Here is an 18,529-nt window from a genome sequence, read left to right on the forward strand (position 1 = left end):
GCCGGGAGGGTTTCGTTCAGGAGGGACCATGAGTCAGAGCACGCTCGGCACCATCCGCACCAACATCCCCGGCCGGCTCGACCGCCTGCCCTGGGCCCGATGGCACTGGATGGTCGTGATCGGCCTCGGCACCGTCTGGATCCTCGACGGGCTCGAGGTCACCATCGTCGGCTCCATCAGCGACCGGCTGACGCAGCCCTCCGCGGGTCTGGGCCTCTCCCCCGCCGGAATCGGCCTGGCCGCCGCGATCTACGTCGCGGGCGCCTGCGTGGGGTCCCTCGTCTTCGGCTACCTCACCGACAGGTTCGGCCGGAAGCGGCTCTTCATCATCACCCTGGGCCTCTACCTGCTGGCCACCGTCGCCACGGCGTTCTCCTTCAACCCGGTCTACTTCTACATCTGCCGTTTCTTCACCGGCGCGGGAATCGGTGGCGAGTACTCCGCGATCAACTCGGCGATCGACGAGCTCATCCCCGCCCGGCGCCGGGGACTCGTCGACCTCGCCATCAACGGCTCCTACTGGCTCGGCACCGCCTTCGGGGCCATGCTCTCGGTCGTCCTGCTGAACACCGCCCTGTTCCCCGCCGAACTGGGCTGGCGGCTCGCGTTCGGCCTCGGCGCCGTCCTGGGCCTGCTCATCCTCCTGGTGCGGCGGAACGTGCCCGAGTCTCCGCGGTGGATGTTCATCCACGGCCAGGAGGACGGCGCGGAGAAGACCGTGGTGGACATCGAGGCCGAGATCGAGAAGGAGACCGGGCGCCGGCTCGGCGAGGTCGACGACTCCATCACGATCAAGCAGCGCCGGTCGATCGGGTTCGGCGAGATCATCAAGGTCTCCCTCGAGCGGTACCCGAAGCGCGTGGTCCTGGGGCTCTCGCTCTTCGTCGGGCAGGCCTTCCTCTACAACGCGGTGTTCTTCACCTACGCCCTGGTCCTGACCAAGCTCCTGCATGTCCCCGAGGACGTTGCCCCGTGGGCCCTCGTGGCCATCGCGGTGGGCAACTTCGCCGGGCCGCTCACGCTCGGCCACCTGTTCGACTCGGTGGGCCGCAAGGTGATGATCTCGGCCACCTACATCGGCTCGGGGGTGCTCCTGGCCATCGTCGCTGCCCTGTTCGGCGCCGGGGCACTGGACGGCTTCTGGCTCACCGCCTGCTGGACGATCGTGTTCTTCGTGGCCTCGTGCGGGGCGAGCAGCGCCTACCTGACGGTGAGCGAGGTGTTCCCGCTGGAGACCCGGGCCCTGGCGATCGCGTTCTTCTACGCGGTGGGCACCGGCCTCGGCGGCATCATCGGCCCGCTCCTCTTCGGCGGCTTCATCGGCCAGGGTGTCGGGGCCGTGGCCGGCGGCTACTTCATCGGCGCGGGCCTGATGGTCGCCGCCGGCCTGGTCGAGGTGTTCCTCGGCGTCGAGGCCTCCCGCACCTCCCTCGAGGAGGTTGCGCGGCCCATCACGGCCCAGCAGGAGGCGGTGTGAACCAGCAGGCGGCGTCCCGCGCCGCTCCCGCCCGCGCCGCCCTCGAGTACGCGCTGTGGACGGCGGCGGGCACCCTCTTCTGGCTCGCGACAGCCTCGACCGTCACGGCCGTGGAGACCGCGGTGGCCGCCGCGGTCTCCTTGGTCTGCGCAGTGCTGGCGCGGCTGGGCCGCCGGGCGCTGCCGTTCCGGGCGCGCCCCGTGCGCGGATGGCTGCGCTGGGCCGCCGCCGTGCCGGCCGCAACCGTGGCGGACCTGGTCCGTCTGCCGGGCTGGCTGCGCGCCGGGCAGCGGGAGGAGCTGCGCGAGGCCGCCATGCCCGCGGGCGGTCCCCGGGAAACCGGCTGGCGTGCGGGCGGCATCGTCGCCCTCTCGGCGACTCCGGGATCGATCGTGGTCGCCTCCGACCCCGAGTCGGGGGCCGTGAAGGTCCACTCGATCACCTCGGGCTGGCCCCGTCTGGACGAGCAGGTCCTCAGGGAGAAGGAGCCGGAACGATGACGTCCGGATCCCTGTGGGCGGCCGCCGCGCTCGCGCTCCTCCTCGTGGGGGTGGCGCCGGGACTGCTGCTGTGCGCGCGGGGCACCGCTGTGTCACGGCTGATCGGGCTCGAACTGCTGGGCGCCTCCGCCATCATGGCCATGGTCGCCCTGTCCGTGGCAGTGAACCAGTCCTCCTACCTCATCGTCCCGCTCGTCCTCGCGGTGCTGACGGCGACCGGCACCCTGGTCTACACGCGCCTGCTCACCCCCGAGTCCGCCGCCGCGGGGAACGACCGTGCCGGAAACACCGGCGCGGGAGAGGGCCCCTGATGCTCGCCGCCCAGGCGGTCTGCGCCGCCCTCGCCGTCCTCGTCGTGGCCTACGCCGCGGGCGGGGCCCTGCTCGCCCGCTCGCCGCTGGGCCGGCTGCACTTCCTCGCTCCCGTGACGACCCTCGCGGTGCCGCTCTTCGCCGTCGCCGGCGTGCTCGCGCTCGGAGTCTCCCTGGGCAGCGCGTCGGTCGCGGTCACGGCCGCGGCCCTCGCCCTGAGCGGGCCAGCGCTCACCGCTGCCGTGGGGCGCGCACTCGCGGCCGAGGCGGGGGCCGAGGTCGGGAAGGAGCCCGAATGACCAGCTCCCCGGTCACCGATCTCCTGGTGGCCGTGAGCCTCACGCTCGTGCTCGCCGGCGCCGCCGCGGTGGTGCTCACGCGCCGGCCGGCACGCCAGGCCGTGGTCCTCTCGGCCTACGGCCTCGTGCTGTCGCTGATGTTCATGGTGCTGCAGGCGCCGGATGTGGCGCTGAGCCAGGTGGCGATCGGGACCGCCGTCGTGCCCCTCATCGTGGTGCTCGCCATCCGGAAGATCGAGAGCGTGCGCTCGGAGCAGGCGGAGTCACGCGGCGCGGAGGACGAGCGGTGAGCCGCGGCGTGCGGATGGGCCTCCTCGCCGTGGCGCTCGTGGCCTTCGGCATGATGCTCTGGGCCGCCCTCGCGCAGCTCCCCGGCTTCGGCGGCGCGAGCCACCCCTACCGCGACCTCGCCGTCGCCGCGACCTTTGCGCACGCGACGGCCAACGCGGTCTCGAGCATCAACTTCGACCAGCGGGGCTTCGACACCTTCGGGGAGGAGACGATCCTCTTCTGCGCCGTAGCCGGCGTGGTCGCCCTCCTGCGGCCCGTCCACCGCGAGCGCCGGCGCACCGTGGGCAGCGGCGGGCAGACCCTCGAGTCGACGAGCCTCGTGGTCTACGTGCTGTTCCCGCTCACGCTCGTGCTCGGCGCCGACGTCGTGGCCCATGGGGCGATCACCCCGGGCGGCGGCTTCCAGGGCGGTGTGGTCCTGGCCACGGGCATCCATCTGCTCTACGTGGGCGGCCACTACCGGCTCCTGGAGCGGCTGCGCCCGCTGGACTGGTTCGCGCAGGGGGAATCGCTCGGCGTCGTGCTGTTCGGGGCGCTCGGCCTCGCGGGCGCGGCGCTCGGGGCGGACCTCTTCGCCAACGCCATCCCCCAGGGCCAGCTCGGAGACTTCGTGTCCTCGGGGACCGTGCCCCTGTTCAACATCGCCGTGGGCATGACGGTGGCCAGCAGCGTCGTCATCCTCCTGTCCGGTTTCCTCGATCAGGCGCTCGCGATCCGCGCGGCTCCCCAGCAGGATCCCGGCGAGCGGGACGACGACGAGGAGGCAGCAGCATGACCGTGTACGCCTATATCGTCGCCGGGGCCGTCCTGCTGATCGGCATCGCCGGGATCGCCACGAGCCGGAACCTCGTGCACGCCGTCGTCTCGCTGTCCGTCGCCCAGTCCGCCACGTACATCCTCCTCATCGCGGTCGGCTACCAGAACGGCGGCCTCGCTCCGATCTTCGGTTCGCAGGTGGGCCGGGACGCGCCCGTCGTCGACCCCGTGGTGCAGGCACTGACCCTCACCGACATCGTGGTCTCGGCCGCCGTCACCTCGATGCTGCTGGCGCTCGTGATCCAGATGGCCAAGCGGCGCCGCGCCATCGACCCCGACGACCTCGGCCCGTTGAAGGGCTGAGGCATGCAGACCGGGACGGCGGCCCTGATGCCCGCCCTTGTCGTGGGGCTCGTGCTCGCCGCCGGCGCGCTCATGGCGGTCGGCAGGTACGTCCGGAGGCCCTTCGCCGACGTCCTCGCCGTCGCCGCCGCCGTGGCAGCGGTGTGCGTGGACGGAATGCTGCTCGCGGGCACCTCGTCGTCCCGGCTCGTGTACTGGATGGGCGGCTGGTCCGCGCGGGACGGGCGTACCGTGGGCATCGCCCTCGTGGGCGACGGCCTGGGGGTCGGGCTCGCGCTGCTCGCCGCCGCCCTCATGGTCGCCGCGCTGGTCTTCTCGTGGCGGTACTTCGAATCGGACAGCTCGCACTACCACGGCCTCATGCTGCTGTTCCTGGCCGGCATGACGGGGTTCGCGTTCGCCGGGGACGTCTTCACGATGTTCGTCTTCTTCGAGCTCATGGGGGTCGCGGCCTACGCGCTCACCGGGCTCAAGAGCGAGGACCCGTCCGCGGTCCACGGGGCCATCAACTTCGGCATCATCAATTCGCTCGCCGCCTATTTGTCGCTGACCGGCGTCGGGCTCGTCTACGCGCACACGGGCAGCCTCAACCTCGCCGCCCTCTCCCACCAGCTCGAGGGCGACCACAGCCTCCTCGTGCCCATCGCGTTCGTCCTCCTGTGCACCGGCTTCCTCGTCAAGGGGGCCGTGGCGCCGTTCCACTTCTGGCTCGACGACGCGCACGCCGTGGCGCCCTCCCCCGTCTGCGTCCTCTTCTCCGGCGTCATGGTCGAACTCGGGCTGTACGGTGTGGCCCGGGTGTACTGGACGGTGTTCAGCGGCACGCCGGCAGCGGCGGGGATCCAGGCCCTGTTCCTCGTCCTCGGCGTCCTCACCGCCGTGGTCGCCACCCTGATGTGCTTCATCCAGCGCCACCTCAAGCGGCTCCTGGCCTACTCGACGATCGCGCACATGGGTGTCTTCCTCGTGGCCCTCGGCTCGGCCTCCGAGTCCGCGCTGGCGGGCATCGCGGTCTACGTCCTCGGGCACGCCGCGGTGAAGGGCTCGCTCTTCCTGCTCAGCGGCGTGGTCCTCGACCGGTACGGCAGCGTGGACGAGTACACCCTGCAGGGGCGGGGCCGCGACGCGCCCCTGCTCGGCGGGGCCTTCCTGGTGGCCGCGGCCGCCCTCGCCGGCGCTCCCCCGTTCGCGACCGGCCTCGGCAAGGCCATCACGGAGCATGCCCTGACCGAGTCGGGGCGGGTCTGGGGCATGGCCCTCATGATCGCGGTCTCTGCGCTCACGGCCGGCGCCGTGCTGCGCGTGGGCCTGAGGATCTTCCTCGGGCTCGGCTCGCCGCCGGAGGGCATCGAGGCCGAGGGCATGAGCGGGGACGAGGAGATGATCGAGGTCCGGATCGGCCGGCGGCGTGTCCCGCCGTCGATGAGCCTGCCCGTGGCCGCGCTCCTCGGCGCGGGCGCCCTGCTCGGCTTCCTGCCGGGGATCGCCGACGCGGCAGCGGCGGCGGGCCGGCAGTTCACGGACCGGGCCGGGTACGTGGCGGCCACCCTCGCTGGCACGGCTGGCGCGGTCCCGGGCGGTCCCTCGTCGGGATGGGACGCCCCGGGCATCCTCTGGGGGCTCGTGACCACGGCCGCGGCGCTGGGGGTCGCCGCCGCGGACCTCTACCGGCACCGCCTGCCCTCGGCAGTGGGCCGCCGCCCGCTGGCGTTCCTCGACCCTCCCCTGCGTGTCCTGCGGAACCTGCACTCGGGGCGGGTCGGCGACTACACCGTGTGGCTCGTGCTGGGCGTCGCTGCGTCCGGCGCGATCGTGCTCCTCTAGCGCTCGGCGGCGGCGTTCAGTCCCGCGCCTGACGCCGGTGCGCGGCCCACGCCTGGAAGCCGCCCACCAGATCGGTGGCCCTGCTCAGGCCGAGCCGCTGCAGGGTGTGGGCGGCGAGGCTCGAGCTGTAGCCCTCGTTGCACACGATCACAATCCGCCGGCCGGGGTCGTCGGCGACCGGGAGCCGCCAGGGGCTCGTCGGATCGAGGCGCCATTCGAGGACGTTGCGGTCCACCACGATCGCCCCGGGGAGGGCCCCGTCGCGGCGGCGCTGGTCGACCGGGCGGGTGTCGACGACCAGGGCACCGGCCGACATCTCGCGGTCCAGTTCCTCCGGCTGGACGCGCTCGAGTCCCGCGCGGCTCTCGGCGAGCAGGAGGTCGATCGCTGCCCAGCCACTGTCCGCCCCGGCGGCCGCTGCGGACACCTCAGCCTGCTGTTCCACAGGGTCCTCGTTTCATCCAGGCGCACGACGCCGGTGACCCGCCTCGCGGAGGCGGGTCACCTTCCGTCGTGCTTCAGTCCAGGCTTCGCAACTCAGGCGAAGTCGGCCTCGGCGGGGTCGGCGCCGATGCGGCCGGCCGCACCCTTGTCGAGGCCGTTGATGGCCTCGATCTCGGCCGGCTCGAGGGTGAGGGCGAGGGCCGTCCAGTTCTGGGCGATGCGCTCGGGCGTGACGGACTTCGGGATCACCACGTTGCCGAGGGCGAGGTGCCAGCCGAGGACCACGTTCGGGACGCTCACGCCGTGGTTCTGGGCGATCTCGCGCAGCACCGGATCCTCGAGGAGGTCCTTGCCCTGGCCCAGCGGCGACCAGGACTCGTGCAGGATCCCCTTGGACTCCTCGTAGGCGCGCAGCTCGGCCTGCGGGAAGTACGGGTGGGTCTCGACCTGGTTGATCACGGGGACCACGCCGGTCTCGCGCTGGATCTCCTCGAGCGCCTCGACGGTGAAGTTGGAGACCCCGATCGAGCGGACGCGGCCGGACTCCTTCAGCTTCGCGAGCTCCTCCCAGGTCTCGAGGTAGAGGCCGCGCTTCGGCTGGAGCCAGTGGATGAGGTAGAGGTCCACGTAGTCGAGGCCGAGCTTGTCCAGGGAGGTCTCGAAGGCGGGGGCCACCTTGTCCCGGCCCTGGTCCGCGTTCCAGAGCTTTGTGGTGATGAAGAGCTCGTCGCGATCCAGCCCCGAGGAGGCGATGGCGCGGCCGACGCCGGCCTCGTTGCCGTAGATCGCGGCGGTGTCGATGTGGCGGTAGCCCACGCGGAACGCCTCGCCGACCACGCGCTCGGCGACGTCGTCCTCGACCTGCCACACTCCGTAGCCGAGCTGCGGGATGGTGCGGCCGTCGTGGAAGGAGAGGACAGGGGAGGTCAGGGTCTCAGCAGAAGTCATGCTGCCCATCCTGCCACCGCGGGGCGCGCGCACCGGCGGTTCCAAGGGATTTCCCAGCGGACTTCGCGGAGCGCGAACCGTGGAATAGATCCGGCTGTCGGCAGCTCAGCGGCGCATGAGCTCCTCGGCCTCCTGCACATGCTCGAGCACGGTCGCGGCCCGGCGCTGCACCGACAGCGCCCCCACCGGCACAGGGCCGACGGCGAGGCGCAGCATGGCGGCCGCCTCGGCCGTGGTCGCGAGGGCATTGCCTGCACGGGAGAGGGCGCGGTGCACGGCGGCGTAGTCGCCCGGGACGTCCAGCCCCTCGCTCGGGGAGCGGCGCTGCGCCTCGGCGCAGACCGCCCGCACCCGGGGAAGGAGGTCGGCGAGGCCGTCGGCGATGACCACGAGCTCGCTGTAGAGCGCGTCGTCTTCGATCCCCTCGAGGACCTGGTGGTAGCGGTCGAGGCCCCTGCGGAAGCGGTCGTGCGCGCGGCGCCACAGGCCCTTGCCGAGCTCAGCGTCGTCGCGGCGGCCGGCGAGGGCGGACTTGATGAATCCCACGGGGACGCTCAGAGGTACTGGCCCGGGCCGTGGTCGGGATCGCGGGGGATGCCCTGCCGCTGGCCGGGCATCTGTCCGGGCCCCTGGGCCGCGCGCTGGGGCTCGCCGTTCGGGCCGATGACCACGCCCGGCGCGATCATCGTCCCGGGCGGGAGCTGACGCAGCTGCACCTGCGCCGCGGCGAGCTGGTGGGCGGCCTGCTGCGCGGCGATGGCTGTCTGGATGCCGTGGAAGAGACCCTCGAGCCAGCCCACCAGCTGGGCCTGGGCGACGCGCAGCTCGGACTCCGAGGGCACCGACTCGTCCGAGAACGGCAGCGAGATGCGGTGGAGCTCGTCGACGAGCTCGGGCGCCAAGCCGTCCTCGAGCTCGCGGATCGAGCGCTCGTGGATCTCGGCGAGGCGCTCGCGGGCGGCCTCGTCGAGCGGTGACCCCTTCACTTCCTCGAGGAGCTGCCGGATCATCGTGCCGATCCGCATGACCTTCGCCGGCTCGTCCACGAGCTCCTGCAGGTTCGGCCGCCTCGGCTGCTGCGCTGACGACGCCGCGTGGCCGGCCTCCGCGGCGGCGTCGCCCTCGATCGCGGTCCCCTCGACGGGTTCCTCCGCGTGGTCCGCTGCCTGCCCGTCCGTGTGCTCGTTCCCCGCTGACGTCATAGCGCCATCCTCTCACGCGCCCCGCGCCGGGCCACGGGGCGAAAGGCTGCGCGGGACCGCACCCGGCGCCCCGGTTCAGCGGCGCCCCGGTTCAGCGGGGGCGCCGTTCAGCCGGGGCGCCGGCCAGCCGGGGCGCCGTTCAGCAGCACCGGCCCTGCGGGTTCGCGTCCTGGCGGTCGGCGTGGTCGCGCCAGAACTCCCGCTCGGTCATCGCCGGCGCGGCGCACCGGCCCGCGGCCTGCTCCGCCCGGTGGTGCTCGAGGTACCTCTCGTACGCGTCGGCGCCCATGACCCCGCGCGCGAGCGCCCGCGCCCCGGCGAGGACCGAGCGCACGGCGGCGACCGCCGTCGTGCGCCCTTCGCCGCCGGGACGGGCCGATGAGGGGGACATCAGTGGTGAGCCGCCGGCGTCGTGTCCATGCCGGCGTCCCGCCACTGGGCGAGGACCTCGCGTTCGGCCGCGGTGGACACCATTCCCGCGGGGGCGAAGACCCGCGACGGCACGGCGGGGTCCTCGGTGTCGGCCTCCGGCCCCACGCCGATCCCGCGGAAGGCCTTGGACGTCGCGACGAGCGCGGCGAGGATCACGATGATCGAGAGCACCACGAACACGACGCTCAGCACGCCCTGGACCATCGTGTTGCGGACCACGGCCTCCATGGCGGCGACCGTCTTCGCGGTGCCGAACGAGGTCTTCCCGTCAGCGAGCGCCTTGGCGAAGGCGGCATTCTGGGCGAAGTAGCCCACCGCCGGGACCGGCGAGAAGATCTTGTAGGCACTCGCCGTGATGGTCACGACGGCGGCGAACGCGAGCGGCAGGGCCACGATCCACAGGTGGCGGAACGTCCGCCGCTTGGCCACGATGGCCAGGCACACCGCGAGCGCGATCGCCGCGAGGAGCTGGTTCGCGATGCCGAACAGCGGGAAGAACGTGTTGATGCCGCCGAGGGGATCGGTGACGCCGAGGATCAGGATGTAGCCCCAGCCGAGGACCATGGCCGCCGTGCAGAGCCAGGCGCCGAGGCGCCACGAGGTGTCCTTGAACTTCGGGACGAAGTTCCCGATCGAGTCCTGCAGCATGAACCGGGCCACGCGGGTGCCGGCGTCCACCGCGGTGAGGATGAACAGCGCCTCGAACATGATGGCGAAGTGGTACCAGAAGGCCGCGAGGCCCGCACCGCCGATGAGCTGCTGCATGATGTGGCTCAGGCCCACCGCGAGGGTCGGTGCGCCGCCCGTCCGGGAGACGATCGACGCCTCCCCCACGCCCTGGGCCGTCCCCGAAAGCATCTCGGGCGTGACGTTGACGCCCGCGAGGCCCAGGCCGTTGACCCAGGCCGCGGCCTGCTGGACGGAGCCGCCGGTGAGGTTGGCCGGGGCGTTCATGACGAAGTAGAGCCCGCGGTCGATCGAGACCGCGGCGACGAGGGCCATGATCGCCACGAAGGACTCCATGAGCATGCCGCCGTAGCCGATGAAGCGGGTCTGGCGCTCCTTCTCGATCAGCTTCGGGGTGGTGCCGGAGGAGATGAGGGCGTGGAAGCCGGAGAGGGCGCCGCAGGCGATCGTCACGAACAGGAAGGGGAAGAGGCCGCCGGCGAAGACTGGGCCGTTGTCCTTGAACGCGTACTCGCTGAACGCCGGGGCGCTGATCTCGGGGCGCACCACGATGATCGCGACCGCGAGGAGCGCGATCACGCCGATCTTCATGAAGGTCGAGAGGTAGTCGCGCGGGGCGAGCAGGAGCCACACGGGCAGCACGGCCGCGACGAAGCCGTACACGATGAGGCCCCAGGCGATCGGGAGCCGGTCGAGGTGGAAGAGCGCCTGGCCCCAGTCGGTGTGCGAGACCCAGCCGCCGCCGATGATCGCGGTCATGAGGAGCACGAACCCGATCACGGAGACCTCCATGACCTTGCCCGGGCGGATGAAGCGCAGGTAGACGCCCATGAACAGCGCGATCGGGATGGTCATGGCCACGGAGAAGACGCCCCACGGGCTCTCGCCGAGGGCGTTGACCACCACGAGGGCGAGGATGGCCACGATGATGATCATGATGAGCAGGGTCGCGAGCAGCGCTGCCGTCCCGCCGATGACTCCAAGCTCCTCGCGGGCCATCTGGCCGAGCGAGCGGCCGCCGCGGCGCATCGAGAAGAACATCACGAGGTAGTCCTGCACCGCGCCGGCGAGCACCACGCCCACGATGATCCAGATCGTGCCGGGCAGGTAGCCCATCTGCGCGGCCAGGATGGGGCCCACGAGCGGGCCGGCGCCGGCGATCGCAGCGAAGTGGTGGCCGAAGAGGACGTTGCGGTCCGTGCGGACGAAGTCCTTGCCGTCCGCGTTGTACTCGGCCGGCGTCGCGCGGACGTCGTTGGGCCTGAGCAGGTACTTCTCGATGTACTTGGAGTAGAACCGGTAGCCGATGAGGTACGTGCAGACGGCCGCGAAGACGAACCAGATCGCGTTCACCGTCTCGCCGCGGACCAGCGCGAGCATGACCCAAGCGAGCCCTCCCGCGAGGGCGATGGCGGTCCAGAGAGCGATCTTGGCGGGGGTCCAGCGCTTCTCCGCCTCGAGCCTCGCGGGGTCGACGGCGACCGGCGGCAGGGCCGGGTCCTGGACGAGGTCGCCCTCGGCCGGGCCGGTCTCGGGCGCTCCCCCAGCGCGGCGTGAGACGGTACTCATGGTGCTCCTCCTCGAGCGAGAGTGATGGATGCTCTCGACCCTAGCCAGAGGGCACGGCGCCGACCGCCCCGGCATCCGGCCGGTGCCGGGCGCTGCGGTGAGCGGTAGGGAGCGCGCGGTGAGCGGCGGGGGTGGCGGCTACATCGTGAGGAGGATCTTGCCCACGTGCTCGCCCGAGTCGAAGTACTCGTGCGCTGCTGTCACCTGGGCCAGCGGGAAGGACTTGTCCACGAGCGCCTTGATGCGGCCATCCGTGACGAGCGGCCACACATGCTCCTTGACGGCGGCCATGATGGCCCCCTTCTCCTCCACCGGGCGCGGCCGGAGGGACGTGGCGATCACGGCGGCGCGCTTGCTGAGCAGCGTGCCCAGATTGAGCTCGCCCTTCGCCCCGCCCTGGAGCCCGATCACCACGAGCCTGCCGTAGGGGGCGAGGGCCTCGACGTTCCGCTCGAGGTACTTCGCGCCGACCACGTCGAGGATCACGTCCGCGCCGCGGCCGTCCGTGGCCTCGCGCACCGCCTCGACGAAGTCCTGCTCGCGGTAGTTGATCGCGACGTCCACGCCGAGGAACGCGCGCGCCGTCGAGACCTTCTCCTCCGCGCCCGCCGTCGCGGCGACGCGCGCACCGAAGGCCTTGGCCATCTGGACGGCCATCGTGCCGATCCCGCCGGTGGCGCCGTGGACGAGGAGGAGCTCGCCCGGGGCCAGCTGGGCCGTCATGAAGAGGTTCGAGTAGACCGTCGCTGCGGTCTCAGGCAGCGCGGCCGCCGTGACGAGGTCCACGCCCTCGGGGACCCGGACCACCTGCTCGGCCGGGACCGCGACCTTCTCTGCGTAGCCGCCTCCGGCCAGGAGGGCCACGACCCGGTCCCCGACCGCGAAAGGCCGGGTGACCTCTGGCCCGAAGCCGGCGATGCGGCCAGAGACCTCGAGGCCCGGGATCTCCGAGGCGCCCGGCGGAGGAGGGTAGAAGCCGCGGCGCTGCTGGACGTCAGCGCGGTTGATCCCCGCGGCCACGACGTCGATGAGCAGCTCTCCCGGGCCGGGCTCCGGCGCGTCGACCTCGCGCACCTGCAGTACCTCCGGCCCTCCGGGCTCGGTGATGAACACGGCCTTCATATCGGTGCTCCTCCCCCAGGGGGCGTGAAGTTTTCACGAGATCACTGGCCTATGAAACACTACTAGGACACGGAAGGTTGTCCGAGCGGCCTATGGAGCTGGTCTTGAAAACCAGTGTGCGGTTACCCCGTACCAAGGGTTCAAATCCCTTACCTTCCGCCTAGGCGCAGCGCCCCCGGTCCCACGGCCGGGGGCGCTGCCGCTTTCCGGGGGTGTGGGGGGCCTGGCGGGCCGAGCACCGGCGGGTGCTGCTGGGGGCCCGCGCACTGGCGCGGGCAGCGCGGCATCCCACGACGGGCTCGGGCAGCCGCGCCCGGATGAGGGCAAGCCGGAGCCGGGTGCGCGCGGGCGAGGTGACCGGGACGCCGTCGACCGTCTCGACGTCCCCCGGCCGCGGCGCCCCGCGACGCCGCGGCGGCGGAACTGCGCCCCGCCGGGTGGAACGGTGAGGTGGAGGCGCGGGTCGTGCCTGGGCGCCTCCGGGAGCGGCAGGCCGCGGAGCGCGAGCGCGCTGACGTGCGAGATGGCGGCGTCCGGAGCCAGCGAGAGATACGGCGCGGCCCGGTCAGCGCACTGGACCCGCCGATCCTTGAAAAATGTCGGATGCGCCACATAGCGTCTGTCTCGTTCGGCTAGTTCGGCAGACATCCAGACAGACCGACCCGAGGAGCTCACATGCCCACCCCCCACTTCGTGCCCGGCGCACCCTGCTGGACCGACCTCATGACCAGCGACGTCGAGAGGGCGAAGGCGTTCTACGCCGACCTGTTCGGCTGGACCTACGAGACCGGCGACCAGGAGAAGTACGGCGGCTACGTCACCGCCTTCAAGGACGGGGCCATGGTGGCCGGCATGATGGGCAAGATGGCGGAGCAGGCCTCCATGCCTGACGTGTGGACCGTGTACTTCAGGACGGACGACATCGCCGCGACCGCGGACGCCGTCTCCTCCGCCGGTGGCCAGGTCTGGATGCCGCCGATGGAGGTCCCCGAGCAGGGCCACATGGCGGTGTTCGGGGACACCGGCGGCGCCGCCTTCGGCTCCTGGCAGACCACGGGTCATACAGGCTTCGGCTCGCTCGCCGAACCGGGAACGCCCGCGTGGTTCGAGCTCCATGCCCGGGACTACGACGGCGCCGTGCAGTTCTATCCGAAGGCCCTGGGCTGGGACCTCACGGTCATGAGTGACACCCCCGACTTCCGCTACTCCACCTACGGCGACGGCCCGGAGTCCAAGGCCGGCATCTTCGACGCCGCCCGCGACCTGCCCGAAGGCGTGCCCGCCCACTGGGTCGTCTACTGGGCCGTCGAGAACGCGGACCAGGTCGTCGACCGGGCCACCGCCGGCGGCGCCACCGTGCTCATGCCCGCCGCCGACACCCCGTTCGGCCGCATGGCGGCGCTCGCCGACCCGTTCGGGGCGGTGTTCCGCATCACGCAGGACCTCGGGCAGGGAGGGCAGGAGAGCCAGGCGTAGGCGTAGGCCCGGGGGTGCGAACCGCGGCTTGGGGGGCCGCGGCGCCACCCCCGCTCCCGTCCCGTCACTGCCCGCGGGCCTCCGGCGTCATGCCGCAGCCCCGCAGTGCGAAACCTTCCGTTCATATCCCGCTGGTTGGATCCAGCCTGTTCCATCTCGCTCCAAGCACCTCACTCACCCACCCTGTGAAAGAGAAACCGAATATGGGGAAATTCTCGTGGAGAGCGGCGACCGCCCTCTCCGCGGTGGCCGTCGTGTCACCGCTGGTCTCCGCCGTGCCCGCCACGGCCGCCGAGCAGGCGCCCGGCATCGTCATCAATGAGGCCTATCTCTCCGGCGGCAGCGCCGGAGCCGTCTTCAAGAACAAGTTCGTCGAACTCCGCAACGCCTCCGCCCAGGACGTCGACCTGAGCACGTGGTCGCTCCAGTACCGGGCGGGGACCGGCACTGGGGCGTCCAGCACCACCGTGAGCCTCGCCGGCAAGAGCATCAAGGCCGGCGGCTACCTGCTCGTCGCTGGCGGCTCGAACGGCACGGCAGGGGCCGACCTGCCCGCCGCGGACGTCCAGTCAGGCTTCAACCCCTCCGGCACCACCGGCACGATCGTGCTCGCCAGGAAGGCGACCGCGCTGACCCTCCCGACCGGCAGCCTGACCGGGAACCCGGACGTGGCCGACCTCCTCGGCTACGGCACCTCGAACACGTTCGAGACCAAGGCCGCCGCCGCGCCGTCGAGCAACACCGACGTGCGGAGCCTCAACCGCACGGGCGGCACGGACACCGACGACAACTCGGCCGACTTCACGCTCAATGCCACGATCACGCCGCAGAACTCGGCCTCCACGGGCGGCGGCACCGATCCCGGCACCGACCCGGGGACCGGAACCGACCCGGCGGGGGTGGCGGCGATCGCCGACATCCAGGGCACCGGCACCGCGAGCCCACTCGTGGGCAAGACCGTCACGACGCGTGGCAAGGTCACCGCCGTCTACGCGACCGGCGGCTTCAACGGCTACTACATCCAGACCCCCGGGTCGGGCGGCACCGACGCCGGCGACCGCGCCTCGTCGGACGCGATCTTCGTCTACTCCCCCGCCACGGCCGGCTCGGTGCATCGCGGCGACTACGTCGAGGTCACGGGTGCCGTGAGCGAGTACTTCGACCTCACCCAGATCACGGTGGCCGCGGGCGGCCTCACGACGCTCTCCGACGCGGCACCCGAGGTCAAACCGACCTCATTCTCGCTCCCCCTGTCCGACACCGCCAAGGAGGCGCTCGAGGGCATGCTCGTGGCCCCCGAGGGCGCGTTCACGGTCACGGACAACTACTCGGTGAACCAGTACGGCGAGATCGGCCTGGCCGCGGGCACCTCCGCGCTCGTGCAGCCGACGGCGGTCGCGGCCTACGGCTCTGACGCGTACAGCGCCGCGGTCGCCGACAACGCCGCGCGCAAGGTCACCCTGGACGACGGCGCCTCGACCAACTTCATGTCGGCCGCCAACAAGTCCCAGCCGCTGCCCTACCTGGCAACCACGGACCCGGTCCGCGTGGGCTCCCCCACGACGTTCACGGGCGACATGGTATTCGACTACCGCAACAGCACGTGGAAGCTCCAGCCGCTCGAGCAGCTCACGCCGTCGAACGCCGCCGTGGTCCAGCCCGCGCACTTCGAGAACACCCGCCAGGCGGCCCCCGCGAAGGTGGGCGGAAACCTGACGATGGCCACGTTCAACGTGCAGAACTACTTCCCGACCACGGGAGACACGCTCAAGGGCTGCACGTACTACATCGACCGCGCGGGCAACCCCATCACGGTGAAATCGGGCTGCGACGCCCGCGGGGCCGCGAACCAGGAGAACCTCCTGCGCCAGCAGGCCAAGATCGTCGCGGCGATCAACGCCTCCGGCGCGGACGTCATCTCGCTCGAGGAGATCGAGAACTCGTCCAAGTTCGGCAAGAACCGCGACTCCGCGCTCTCGATCCTCGTCGACGCGCTCAACGCCGCTGCCGCGGACACGTGGGCGTTCGTCCCGAGCCCGGCCGTCGTCCCCGCGCAGGAGGACGTGATCCGCACGGCGTTCATCTACCGCAAGGCCGTCGCAGCGCCGGTGGGCGCCTCGGTGATCCTCGATGACGCCACGTTCACGGGCATCGCACGCCAGCCGCTCGCCCAGGCGTTCAAGCCGGTCACGGGTGGCGACGACGCGACGTTCCTCGCGATCGTGAACCACTTCAAGTCCAAGGGCTCGGCCGCGACGCCGGATGACACCGACAAGGGCCAGGGCGCCTCGAACCTCGCCCGCACCCGCCAGGCGCAGGCGCTCGTGACGTTCGCCGACACGATGAAGGCCGCGGCGAAGACGGACAAGGTCCTCCTCGTCGGCGACTTCAACGCCTACCAGTTCGAGGATCCGATCAAGGTCCTCAAGGACGCTGGGTACATCGACCAGGAGGCCCGCACGGGCAAGCACACGTACGCCTTCGGCGGCATGGTCGGGTCCCTCGACCACGTCCTCGCCTCGCCGGCCGCGGACGCCACGGTCAGCGGTGCGGACGTCTGGAACATCAACGCCTACGAGTCGATCGCGCTCGAGTACAGCCGGTACAACTACAACGTCACGAACTACTACGTGGCGGACCAGTACCGCTCCTCCGACCACGACCCGTTCGTGCTCGGCATGAACCTCGCCGCGGCACCGGCCGAGGCGGCCCTCCGGCTCGTGAACATCAACGACTTCCACGGCCGCATCGACGCCAACACCGTGAAGTTCGCGGGCACGGTCGAACAGCTCAAGGCCGAGGCGCCCGGCGGCAACGCCCTGTTCCTCTCCGCGGGCGACAGCATCGGCGCGTCCCTGTTCGCCTCGGCGAGCCAGGACGACCAGCCCACGCTCGATGTCCTCAACGCCCTCGAGGCCAAGGCCAGCGCGGTGGGCAACCACGAGTTGGACAAGGGCTCCGCTGACCTCACGGGCCGCGTGTCCTCGAGCGCGAAGTTCCCGTACCTCGGCGCGAATGTGTACGCCAAGGGCACCACGACCCCGGCGCTCCCCGAGTACACCGTGGTCGAGTCCGGCGGGCTCAAGGTCGCCGTGATCGGCGTCGTGACCCAGGAGACCCCGACGCTTGTCTCACCGGGCGGCGTGAGCTCCCTCGACTTCGGCGATCCGACGGACGCCGTCAACCGGGTGGCCGCGAAGATCAAGGCCGAGAACCTCGCCGACGTCATCGTGGCCGAGTACCACGAGGGTGCCGGCGCCGGCACCCCGGACGGTGTGACCCTCGAGGCGGAGATCGCCGCGGGCGGCCCCTTCGCGAAGCTGGTGACCCAGACGTCCGCGGACGTCGCCGCCATCTTCACGGGCCACACGCACAAGGAGTACACGTGGGACGGGCCGGTCCCCGGCCAGCCCGGCAAGACCCGGCCCGTGCTGCAGACCGGCAACTACGGCGAGAACGTTGGCATGATCGACCTCACCGTCGATCTGGCGACGAAGCGGGTCACCAAGTACTCGCAGTCCAACGTCAAGCGCTCCACTGCCGCGGACGCGAGCCTTGTGGCCGCCTACCCGCGGGCCGCCGCAGTCAAGGGGATCGTCGACGCGGCGCTCGCCAAGGCCGACCAGATCGGCAGCCAGCCGATCGGCAAGCTGACCGCGGACGTCACGACGGCGTTCTCCGGCGGCAAGCGGGACGACCGCGCGTCGTCGTCCACCCTCGGCGGTCTCGTTGCCGACTCGCTGCTGGCCACGCTCAAGGATGCGTCCGCGGGGGGTGCCGAGATCGGCGTCGTGAACCCGGGCGGCCTGCGCGCCGAGCTGTACTACGCACCCGATGGAACGGTCACCTACGCCGAGGCCAACGCGGTCCTGCCGTTCGTGAACAACCTTTGGACCACGTCCCTGACGGGCGCACAGGTCAAGACGATGCTCGAGCAGCAGTGGCAGCGTGACGACGCGGGCAACGTCCCGAGCCGTCCGTACCTCCAGCTGGGCACCTCGAAGAACCTCACCTACACGTTCGACTCGACCCGCCCTGAGGGCGACCGGGTCACGTCGGTGCAGGTCAACGGGGGCCCGATCGATCCGCAGCGCACGTACCGTGTGGGCACGTTCAGCTTCCTGGCGCAGGGCGGGGACAACTTCCACGTCTTCAAGAGCGGCACGGACACTCGTGACTCGGGCCTGATCGACCGCGACGCGTGGATCTCGTACCTCACGGCGAACTCCCCGGTCTCCCCGGACTTCGCCAAGCGCAGCGCCGAGGTGACCGGTGCGCCGTCGTCCGTGACGGCCAGCCAGAAGCTCTCCGTCACGGTGGGCCAGCTTGACCTGACGTCCCTGGGCAGCCCGGTGAACTCCCAGGTCTCGCTCACGTACTACCCTGCGACCGGCGAGCCGGTCCTCGTGGGGACCTACGGCGTGGCCGGCGGCAGGGCGGTCCTGGACTTCACGGTCCCGGAGTTCCCGCAGGGCGGCACGTACGTGGTCTCGGCTCTCGAGTCGAAGGCCGCCGTGACGCTCCCGCTCTCCGTCCCCGTGGTCGACCAGCCGGCTCCGGTGCCCGCGTCCGCGCAGTGCGCGGCGCTCAGGAAGAGCCTCGACGACCCGGGCAACCGCTCGGCGAAGGCCGTCGAGGCGCTGACCAGGAACTACGCGAGGCTCTGCCACTGACCCCGGTTTCGGGTACGCATCTCGTCGCCCCTGACCCCTTTCGGGTACGCATCTCGACGCGGTTTCCGCGTTCCGGGTACGCGGCAGGGTGACGGGCGACGACGGCCGGCGGCTTCCCCACGGGAGGTCGCCGGCCGTCGTCGTGCTCGGCCCCA

Annotated in this window: 17 protein-coding genes and 1 tRNA gene; 11 read left to right on the plus strand and 7 right to left on the minus strand. The window is 71.5% G+C overall.

Annotated elements, in window-relative coordinates; all coding sequences use genetic code 11:
- Positions 1–28: 28 nt before the first annotated feature.
- From ACYVKZ_RS06520 to ACYVKZ_RS06555, 8 genes are read left to right on the plus strand one after another with little or no spacing between them, the layout of a single operon-like run.
- Entirely contained in the window at positions 29–1,477 is a 1,449-nt protein-coding gene (locus tag ACYVKZ_RS06520; protein WP_460991254.1) for an MFS transporter, read from the plus strand.
- On the plus strand, positions 1,474–1,977 hold the full coding sequence (locus ACYVKZ_RS06525) for a hypothetical protein (protein WP_460991255.1): 504 nt from the start codon (positions 1,474–1,476) through the stop codon (positions 1,975–1,977). The genes ACYVKZ_RS06520 and ACYVKZ_RS06525 overlap by 4 nt, the downstream gene beginning before the upstream one ends.
- The gene (locus ACYVKZ_RS06530; protein ID WP_460991256.1) at positions 1,974–2,288 is read left to right on the plus strand and encodes a monovalent cation/H+ antiporter complex subunit F; all 315 of its coding nucleotides are present in this window, start codon (positions 1,974–1,976) and stop codon (positions 2,286–2,288) included. The genes ACYVKZ_RS06525 and ACYVKZ_RS06530 overlap by 4 nt, the downstream gene beginning before the upstream one ends.
- Positions 2,288–2,587 (plus strand): hypothetical protein, encoded by a 300-nt coding sequence (locus tag ACYVKZ_RS06535; protein WP_460991257.1) that lies wholly within the window; start codon positions 2,288–2,290, stop codon positions 2,585–2,587. Before ACYVKZ_RS06530 ends, ACYVKZ_RS06535 begins: the two co-directional genes overlap by 1 nt.
- A complete protein-coding gene (locus ACYVKZ_RS06540) occupies positions 2,584–2,877 on the plus strand; it encodes a Na(+)/H(+) antiporter subunit B (protein ID WP_460991258.1) in 294 nt (97 codons plus the stop codon). Before ACYVKZ_RS06535 ends, ACYVKZ_RS06540 begins: the two co-directional genes overlap by 4 nt.
- Positions 2,874–3,653 (plus strand): MnhB domain-containing protein, encoded by a 780-nt coding sequence (locus tag ACYVKZ_RS06545; RefSeq protein ID WP_460991259.1) that lies wholly within the window; start codon positions 2,874–2,876, stop codon positions 3,651–3,653. Before ACYVKZ_RS06540 ends, ACYVKZ_RS06545 begins: the two co-directional genes overlap by 4 nt.
- Positions 3,650–3,997 carry a sodium:proton antiporter gene (locus tag ACYVKZ_RS06550; protein WP_460991260.1) on the plus strand — a complete coding sequence of 116 codons (348 nt, stop codon included), beginning with the start codon at positions 3,650–3,652 and terminating at the stop codon, positions 3,995–3,997. Before ACYVKZ_RS06545 ends, ACYVKZ_RS06550 begins: the two co-directional genes overlap by 4 nt.
- 3 nt (positions 3,998–4,000) lie before the next feature.
- The gene (locus ACYVKZ_RS06555; protein ID WP_460991261.1) at positions 4,001–5,821 is read left to right on the plus strand and encodes a complex I subunit 5 family protein; all 1,821 of its coding nucleotides are present in this window, start codon (positions 4,001–4,003) and stop codon (positions 5,819–5,821) included.
- Positions 5,822–5,837: 16 nt separating this feature from the next.
- On the opposite strand, the gene ACYVKZ_RS06560 is transcribed toward ACYVKZ_RS06555, so the two are convergent.
- From ACYVKZ_RS06560 to ACYVKZ_RS06590, 7 genes are all read right to left on the minus strand, one after another.
- Complete coding sequence (locus ACYVKZ_RS06560; RefSeq protein WP_460991262.1) at positions 5,838–6,266, minus strand: rhodanese-like domain-containing protein; 429 nt, start codon at positions 6,264–6,266, stop codon at positions 5,838–5,840.
- Positions 6,267–6,358: 92 nt separating this feature from the next.
- Complete coding sequence (locus ACYVKZ_RS06565; RefSeq protein ID WP_460991263.1) at positions 6,359–7,213, minus strand: aldo/keto reductase; 855 nt, start codon at positions 7,211–7,213, stop codon at positions 6,359–6,361.
- 105 nt (positions 7,214–7,318) lie between these two features.
- Positions 7,319–7,759: a hypothetical protein gene (locus ACYVKZ_RS06570; protein WP_460991264.1), complete on the minus strand. Its 441-nt coding sequence runs from the start codon at positions 7,757–7,759 to the stop codon at positions 7,319–7,321.
- An 8-nt stretch (positions 7,760–7,767) separates the two neighbouring features.
- Complete coding sequence (locus tag ACYVKZ_RS06575; protein ID WP_460991265.1) at positions 7,768–8,415, minus strand: proteasome activator; 648 nt, start codon at positions 8,413–8,415, stop codon at positions 7,768–7,770.
- A gap of 139 nt (positions 8,416–8,554) precedes the next feature.
- Positions 8,555–8,806 carry a YbdD/YjiX family protein gene (locus ACYVKZ_RS06580; protein WP_460991266.1) on the minus strand — a complete coding sequence of 84 codons (252 nt, stop codon included), beginning with the start codon at positions 8,804–8,806 and terminating at the stop codon, positions 8,555–8,557.
- Entirely contained in the window at positions 8,806–11,103 is a 2,298-nt protein-coding gene (locus ACYVKZ_RS06585; RefSeq protein WP_460991267.1) for a carbon starvation CstA family protein, read from the minus strand. The genes ACYVKZ_RS06580 and ACYVKZ_RS06585 overlap by 1 nt, the downstream gene beginning before the upstream one ends.
- Positions 11,104–11,241: 138 nt before the next feature.
- Positions 11,242–12,225, minus strand: coding sequence for an NAD(P)H-quinone oxidoreductase (locus tag ACYVKZ_RS06590; protein ID WP_460991268.1), 984 nt, complete (start codon positions 12,223–12,225; stop codon positions 11,242–11,244).
- A gap of 71 nt (positions 12,226–12,296) precedes the next feature.
- On the opposite strand from ACYVKZ_RS06590, the gene ACYVKZ_RS06595 reads away from it, so the two are divergent.
- From ACYVKZ_RS06595 to ACYVKZ_RS06605, 3 genes are all read left to right on the plus strand, one after another.
- Positions 12,297–12,384, plus strand: a tRNA-Ser gene (locus ACYVKZ_RS06595).
- 516 nt (positions 12,385–12,900) lie between these two features.
- Positions 12,901–13,701 (plus strand): VOC family protein, encoded by an 801-nt coding sequence (locus ACYVKZ_RS06600; RefSeq protein WP_460991269.1) that lies wholly within the window; start codon positions 12,901–12,903, stop codon positions 13,699–13,701.
- A 203-nt stretch (positions 13,702–13,904) separates the two neighbouring features.
- Complete coding sequence (locus ACYVKZ_RS06605; RefSeq protein ID WP_460991270.1) at positions 13,905–18,374, plus strand: ExeM/NucH family extracellular endonuclease; 4,470 nt, start codon at positions 13,905–13,907, stop codon at positions 18,372–18,374.
- Positions 18,375–18,529 lie beyond the last annotated feature (155 nt).

Source organism: Sinomonas soli (genome assembly GCF_054782415.1).